This is a genomic window from Desulfocurvus sp. (assembly GCF_023230885.1).
In the GTDB taxonomy this organism is placed as follows: Bacteria; Desulfobacterota; Desulfovibrionia; order Desulfovibrionales; family Desulfovibrionaceae; genus Desulfocurvus.
The window spans coordinates 1-6,971 of sequence record NZ_JALNWM010000188.1; the positions used below are offsets into that span (position 1 = coordinate 1).

Annotated in this window: 6 protein-coding genes; 4 read left to right on the top strand and 2 right to left on the bottom strand. The window is 71.5% G+C overall.

Annotated elements, in window-relative coordinates:
• Nucleotides 1-252 precede the first annotated feature (252 nt).
• The 3 genes from M0P34_RS12400 to M0P34_RS12410 are packed head-to-tail and all read left to right on the top strand — an operon-like array spanning nucleotide 253 to nucleotide 2,935.
• Complete coding sequence (locus M0P34_RS12400; protein ID WP_291499596.1) at nucleotides 253-870, top strand: HAD family hydrolase; 618 nt, start codon at nucleotides 253-255, stop codon at nucleotides 868-870.
• Complete coding sequence (locus tag M0P34_RS12405; protein ID WP_291499598.1) at nucleotides 867-1,898, top strand: glycosyltransferase family 9 protein; 1,032 nt, start codon at nucleotides 867-869, stop codon at nucleotides 1,896-1,898. Before M0P34_RS12400 ends, M0P34_RS12405 begins: the two co-directional genes overlap by 4 nt.
• Nucleotides 1,895-2,935, top strand: coding sequence for a glycosyltransferase family 9 protein (locus M0P34_RS12410; RefSeq protein ID WP_291499600.1), 1,041 nt, complete (start codon nucleotides 1,895-1,897; stop codon nucleotides 2,933-2,935). The genes M0P34_RS12405 and M0P34_RS12410 overlap by 4 nt, the downstream gene beginning before the upstream one ends.
• A 184-nt stretch (nucleotides 2,936-3,119) precedes the next feature.
• On the opposite strand, the gene M0P34_RS12415 is transcribed toward M0P34_RS12410, so the two are convergent.
• The gene (locus tag M0P34_RS12415; protein WP_291499602.1) at nucleotides 3,120-4,031 is read right to left on the bottom strand and encodes a hypothetical protein; all 912 of its coding nucleotides are present in this window, start codon (nucleotides 4,029-4,031) and stop codon (nucleotides 3,120-3,122) included.
• Nucleotides 4,032-4,199: 168 nt separating this feature from the next.
• Between M0P34_RS12415 and M0P34_RS12420 the strand changes: the two genes are divergently transcribed.
• Entirely contained in the window at nucleotides 4,200-5,948 is a 1,749-nt protein-coding gene (locus M0P34_RS12420) for an ARMT1-like domain-containing protein (protein WP_291499604.1), read from the top strand.
• Here the strand turns inward: M0P34_RS12420 and M0P34_RS12425 are convergent.
• Nucleotides 5,945-6,889 (bottom strand): IS481 family transposase, encoded by a 945-nt coding sequence (locus M0P34_RS12425; RefSeq protein WP_291499606.1) that lies wholly within the window; start codon nucleotides 6,887-6,889, stop codon nucleotides 5,945-5,947. The genes M0P34_RS12420 and M0P34_RS12425 overlap by 4 nt on opposite strands.
• Between the last annotated feature and the right edge of the window lie 82 nt (nucleotides 6,890-6,971).

A 6,971-nucleotide genomic window follows, 5' to 3' on the forward strand; every position in this document is an offset into this window, starting at 1 on the left:
CCGACGCCTCGGGGCGCCAGTCGGCAGGGGCGGGGTCGTCGCTCACGGGTTCGTCCATCACCATATCTACAGGCGGATGTACCAAAGCGCCCACCCCCGCGCAAGAGACAATATTTGCACAAAAGCCCCAGGCGACGCGGCTTCCCGGCCGCGTCAAGGCCCCCGGGCGCGGGGCTGTCCCTTGACGAAACCGCCGCCATGACACACATAGGGGCGGTATCGCCCCCAGGGCTCCCGCATCCGGCAGCGCGCATGAAACCCATCACCGACCTCATCCTCGACCGCGACGGCACCATCATCGTCGACCGCCATTACCTGGCCGACCCGGCTGGCGTGGAGCTGCTGCCCGGGGCCGGGCAGGCCCTGGCCCGGCTGGCCAGCGCCGGGGTGCGCCTGCACCTGGCCTCCAACCAGTCGGGCATCGGGCGCGGCCGCTTCACCGAGGCCGACCTGCGCGCCGTGCACGCCCGACTGGAGGAACTGCTGGCAAAGTTCGGCGTGCGCCTTGCGGGCGTGGCCCACTGCCCCCACGCCCCCGAGGCGGCCTGCCCCTGCCGCAAGCCCGCCACGGGCATGTGGCTGGCCCTTGCGCGCGCCCAGGGGCTGGACCCCGCCGCCACGGCGATGGTCGGCGACAAGGACGCCGATGTCGGCCTGGGGCTGGCAGCCGGGCTGGCGGCCTCGATCCTGGTGCTCACGGGCAAGGGCGCGGCCCACGCCGCGCGCATGGGCCTGGCCGAGCCGCGCGGCCCCTGGCGGGAAATCGCCCCGCGCGCCCCGGGCCAGCCGCACCTGCTGGCCCGCGACCTGGCGGGCGCGGCCGACTGGCTGCTGGCCCGGGGCGCGGGCGCCCGGGAGGCCCGGCCATGAAGATCGCCCTGTGGAACACCGCCTTCCTGGGCGACGCAGTGCTGACCCTGCCCCTGGTCCACACCCTGGCCCGGGGCTTTCCGGGGGCGCAAATCCATTTCTATGTCCGCGCGGGGCTGGAGGGGCTGTTCGCGGCCCAGCCGGAGCTGGCGCGCGTCCACGGCTTCGCCAAGCGCGGCGGGCAGTCGGGGCTGGCCGGGGCCTACGCCCTGGGCCGGGCCGCGGCCCGCGAGCGGTTCGACCTGTGGATCTCGGCCCACACCAGCCTGCGCAGCGCCCTGGTGGCCCGCTGGTCCAGCGCGCCCCGGCGCATCGGCTATTCGCGGCCCCTGGCCAACCAGTATTTCTACACCCACACCGTGGACCGCGCCTTCCGGCGCCTGGACGAGGTCGAGCGCCTGCTGCGGCTGGCCGAGCCCCTGGAGCTTGCGCCCGTGTCCGAGCCCCGGCTGGTGCTGCCCGGCCCGGCCCGGGAGCGCGCGGCGGCCTTTTTCGCCGCCCTGGGCGGGGAGCCCGTGCTGGGCATCCACCCCGGCTCCACCTGGCCCACCAAGCAGTGGCCTCCGGAATACTTCAGCCGCGTGCTGGACATGGCCCTTGCGGCGGGGATGCGCGTGGCGCTCTTCGCCGGGCCCGGGGAGGAGCCCCTGGCGCGCGGGGTGCTGGCGGGGGCGGCCTCGCCGCACAAGGCCGAGCGCGTGGCCGACCTGTCCGGGGCGCTGCCCCTGCCGGACCTGGCCGCGCATATCGGCGGCCTGGGCTGCTATCTCACGGGCGACTCCGGCCCCATGCACCTGGCCTGGGTCCAGGGCGTGCCGGTGACGGCCATCTTCGGGCCCACGGTGCGCCAGCTCGGGTTCTTCCCGCGCGGGGAGCGCTCCACGGTGCTGGAGGTGGACCTGCCCTGCCGGCCCTGCTCGCTGCACGGGCCGCGCGCCTGCCCCCAGGGGCACCACCGCTGCATGCGCGACGTGACCCCCGAAATGGCCTTCGCCTCGGTGGCCGCGCAGATGGGGACGGCGCCGTGAGCCCGGTGCGCGCCGGGGGCCTGCCCGAGCGCTGGCTGGTGGTGCGCCTGAGCGCCCTGGGCGACGTGGTGCTGGCCACCGGGTTGCTGGAGCACCTGCACCGCACCCTGGGCTGGGAGTTCCATTTCCTGACCCGCCCGGCCTTCGCCCCGGCGCTTCAGGGGCTGCCCTCGGTACGCCGGCTGGTGCTGCCCGAGCCCGGGGCCCTGCGCGGGGCGCAGTGGCTGAAGGCCTGCCGCGACCTGGCCGCGCGCCACGAGGGCTTCGGTCTGCTCGACCTGCACGGCACCCTGCGCTCGCGGGCCCTGGGCGCGCTGTGGCACGGGCCGGTGCTGCGCGCGCCCAAGCTGGCCCTGGCGCGGCGCCTGTTCGGCCTGACGCGCGCCCAGCGGCTGGGCGCGTACCTGGAGCGGACAAACGTGCCCCAGCGCTACGCCCTGGCCGCGCTGGACCAGGCCCCGCCCCGCAAGGCCCTGCGCCCGGTGATCCACCTGAGCGAGGCCGAGCTGGCCTACGGGCGCGACCTGGTGGCCGGGCTGGGCGACGGCGTGCCCGTGTGCGCGCTGCACCCCTACGCCACCCACGCGGGCAAGCGCTGGCCCACGGGCCACTGGCACTCCCTGGCCCAACGGCTGGGCATGGTCGGCTGGAAGACGGTGGTCGTCGGCCGCCACAAGGAGCCCCTCTTCGCCGTGGCCCCGCCCGAGGGCACCACGGACCTGACCAACGCCACGGACATCCGCCAGACCTGCGCCATCCTGTCCCAGTGCCAGGCCCTGGTCACCGGCGACTCCGGGCCCATGCACCTGGGCACCGCCGTGGGCACACGGGTGGTGGCCCTGTTCGGCCCCACGGTGCGCGCCTGGGGCTTCGCGCCCAGCGGCCCGCACGACGTGGTCCTCGAGGCGGCCCTGCCTTGCCGCCCCTGCTCGCTGCACGGGGGCCGGGGCTGCCGCCGGGCCGAGCGCTGCATGCGCGACATCGACCCCGACGCCGTGGCCCGGGCCGTGCTGGAGCGCCCCCCGGCCTCGGACTAGGTGTGGAGTTGCAAGACGTTGTTCACATTCCGCCCCAGCAGGCACGGCCACGGCGCCCGGCATGGGCTTCGAGGCGGGCGCCCGGCGCCGCGTCCGCACAATGCGCCGCCGGTCCTTCAGCGCCAGCGCCCCAAGGCCGACTGCTTTTTCCCTGAAATCCCCGAACCGTTCCGGGGCCGCGACGCTACTCGCCCCCGCCCCACGGCCCGCCGGGCCCCGAAACCAGCGTCAGCGGCGGGCCGCCCGCGCCCTGCAGGGAGCAGTGCTGGACCACATACAGGTCGGGCACCTCGTCCGCGCCGTCCGCGCCGTCCGCGCCGCCGCCCAGGGCCGCCCAGTACTCGGCGTAGCGCCGGGCATACTCCCCGGCGACGATCTCGTCGCCGCGCCTGCTGGGCGCGGGCAGGCCGCTGCGCGCCGCGTGGCGGCGGAACTCCTGGAAGCGCAGGTCCTCGCTCACGCTCTCGAAGACGAAGGTCAGGGGCGCGACGATGGGGATGAGCGGCGCCCCGGCGACCACCGTGAGGGCAACCTCGCCCGCCACCCCCAGCCCCAGGCGCCCGAGCTTGCCGGTGCGCGCGTCCTCGCGCTCCTGCCGCGTGGCCGGGCGGAAGAGCAGAACGATGCGGCAATCGTAGATTTCCTGAAAATTATCCTCGACGTGGTAGTACTTGAGGGCCTGGGCGATGAACCCGGCCACATGGCCCAGGTAGACGCCCCGGGGCAGCAGAACGGTGCCCCGGGCGCCCTCGCGGGCGTGGAGCAGGCAGCCGAAAAGCGTGTCGGGCACGCCGCGCCCGCTGTTCTGGCCCTGGCGGCAGGTCACGTCCACAAAGCCCCAGCCCTCGGGCAGGGCGGGGATGGCGGCGGTCTCCGCCGCCGCCCCGGGCGAGGCGGAAGCGGCGGGGGGCGCGGCGGAAGCGGCGGGGGGCGCGGCGGCCGGAGCGGGGGCGCCAGCCCGCGCCCCCGGGCCGTAGCCCGGCAGGGGCGGCTTGGCGCAGCCCGCCAGGGCCGCCAGCAGGACAAGGCCCCACAGGACCGGGGCCGCCGCCCCGAAGGGCGGAAGAAGGCGGGGCGGGAGGCAGAATCGCTTCACGGCAGGGGACGCCCGGGCAACAGGGTTCGGCGCACGGGCGCAAAATAGCACAACTCCCCCCCGGGCCACAACCGCAACGGCCAAGGGCCCGGAAAAATGATTCAACTTCGCGGCGTTTGGACGTATCCTGCGCCCCGCGAACGGCGAAAACACAACCCAGGAGCGACAATGACCCCCGACTACGGCTTCACCTCCGTGGCCAACCTGCGCTACGGGCGCTCGCCCCGGCTGGACGCCTGGCTCTTGCATTTCATGACCGAGAACAACCTCGACCACACCATAGACCCCGAAAAGAACGCCTCCCCGGAGCAGATCCGCTTCATGGTCGCCCTGCCCGACGAGCAGTCGGTGTACGGCCCGTTTTCCGACCGGCGCCTGCCCCTGCTGCTCAGCTCGCGCATGGACGCCGAGCTGCGCCGCGAATACCACATCAAATGGCTGGCGCTGGTGGCCCTGGTGCGCCGGTTCGTGGGCGACCGCGCCCTGCGCAAGCGCATCCTCATGCTGTGCAGCCACAAGTACCGGCTGGTCCAGACCACGCCGATCATCATCCCCTCGCGGCTGATGAAGCGCTTCATCACCATCTTCCTGTCCCTGTGCGGCGAGGTGGACCCCTACCGGGGCATCAAGGCCCGCTACAACGCCCAGGCCCAGGAGGCCGTGGCCTCCCCGGAGCTGGACCGCCTGCTCAACGTCTGCCCGGGCGAGGCCCTGGCCTGCCGCCGCCTGACCGACTTCCGCTTCGACCTGGACATGATCGAGCTGACCCGGCTGATGATCCTCTCGACCATGTCCGGCATCTGGACCGGCCCCTACTACCAGGCCGCCTGCGAGAAGATCCGCGACCGCGACCTGGAGAACCCCGAGGCCACGCGGCTGCTGGCCGAAACCTTCGCCCGGGGCCGCGGCAAGGGGCTGAAGATCCTCTACCTGCCCGACACGGCGGGCGGGCTGATGTTCGACCTGCTGATCGTACGCGCCCTGATCCGCCAGGGCCACCGGGTGGTGCTGGCCCTCAAGGAGGGCTTCCACTTCGACGGCCCGACCTTCTGGGACCGCTTCCACGACCCGGTGCTGCACCGCCACCTGGAGGGCGCGCACTTCATGGAGGACAACCGGGCCAGCAAGAACGCCCTGCTGCGCGCCATGCGCGAACACCCGCTGCTGATCGTCTCCGACGGCACCCGCGAGGAGCTGAACCTCTACCGCACCAGCGTGACCTTCGCCCGGGCCTGGAAGGAGGCGGACCTGATCCTGGCCAAGGGCGAGCCGCAGCACCGCCGCCTGCTGCGCACCTCCCAGGAGTTCACCCGCGATATCGTCAGCTTCCACCGCCAGTGGGACGGCACCTTCGTCCTGCGCGTGAAGCCCAAGGCCGACTCGGCCGTGAAATTCAGCGAGCGCGAGCTGCTGGACAAGGCCGAGGAACTCATCGCCGCCATGCGCCAGGCGCGCTCCCAGGGCCAGACGGTGATGTTCTACAGCGCCATCATCGGCTCCATCCCCGGCCAGACCTCCACGGCCATCAAGGTGGTGGACACCTTTGTGCGCGACCTGCGGGCCAAGCTGGAGCACGCCTTCATCATCAACCCCGCCGAGCACTTCGAGGAGGGCATGGACGCCGACGACCTGATGTTCATGTGGGAGACGGTGCAGCGCAGCGGGCAGATCCAGGTCTGGCGCTTCCAGACCGCCCAGGACATCGAGCGCAGCTTCGAGCTGATGGGCAGCCGCGTCCCGCCGGTCTGGGCCGGGAAGGACTCGACCTTCTCCACCGGCTGCACCAAGGAGATGCGCATCGCCCTGGACATGCAGCGCAAGTTCCCGGAGATGCAGATCATCGGCCCCAGCCCCGAGCGCTTCTTCCGCCGCAGCGAATACGGGGTGGGCAAGTTCAGCGACCAGGTGCTCAGCTAGGTGTGGAGTTGCAAGACGTTGTTCACACTCCGCCCCAGCCTGGATATGGGTGGTTTGTTCTGTAACGCGGAGTGATTCCTGAAGCAATTGTATTCATAGAGCCAGCGGGGCAACTCGCTGGCTCTTGCGTCCGAGGACGGGTAGGAAGCGGCGTAGGCCCATTCGCGAAGGGCGGTCTGGATGAAGCGTTCGGCCTTGCCGTTGGTGCGCGGTGTGTAGGGCCTGGTGCGGATGTGCCGCAGCCCCAGTGTTGCACAGGCCTGGGCGAAGGCTTTGGACACATAGCCGCTGCCGTTGTCCGTCATTACCCGCCGCACCGTAATTCCCAGCGAGGAGTAGAAGCGAAGGGCCGCCATGAGGAAGGCGACCACGCTTTGCTGGCGTTCATCGGCCAGGATCTGGGCAAACGCAATGCGGCTGGCGTCGTCTATGGCCACATGCACGAACTCCCAGCCTGCGCCGCGCGTATGGCCGCGTCGCCGGTCGCCATGAATCCGATGCCCGGGCCGCTCAAATCGGCCCAGCTTCTTGATGTCGATGTGTAGCAAGTCGCCCGGTCTTGCCCACTGATACCGACGTGGCGGCGGGGCTATGTCCAGCTTTTCCAGCCTGTTCATCGACAGACGGCGCAGCACCCGGTGCACCCGCGCCACCCGCAACCCGAGTTGGTCAGCTATGCGTGGACCCGTCAACCGCTGGCGCCGCAACTGGGCAACCCGCTCCACCTCGTCCGGGGCAAGTGCGGCTGGACTGCGGCGCGGACGAGAAGAGCGATCATGCAACCCTTCGCCAGCCCTGTGGCGCAAGAGCCATTTGTAAACTGTTCGCAAAGAAACCCCAAGCGCCGCAGCCACGGATTTCGGCGGCTCTCCGGCCTCCACGCGCCTCACCAACTCCTCTCGACGAACCAGGGTCAATCTGGCATTGCTATGGATGTTCACTCGGTCCTCCCTCGGCAGTTGAGTTTTCGCACACCCAATCTGACCGATTAGGGCCGAGTGAACAACCTCCTATAACTCCACA

What these genes read in the sequence shown, in the direction of transcription:
- M0P34_RS12405 (WP_291499598.1), top strand. Translation starts at nt 867, where the DNA reads ATGAAGATCGCCCTGTGGAACACCGCCTTCCTGGGCGACGCAGTGCTG.
- M0P34_RS12400 (WP_291499596.1), top strand. Translation starts at nt 253, where the DNA reads ATGAAACCCATCACCGACCTCATCCTCGACCGCGACGGCACCATCATC.
- M0P34_RS12420 (WP_291499604.1), top strand. Translation starts at nt 4,200, where the DNA reads ATGACCCCCGACTACGGCTTCACCTCCGTGGCCAACCTGCGCTACGGG.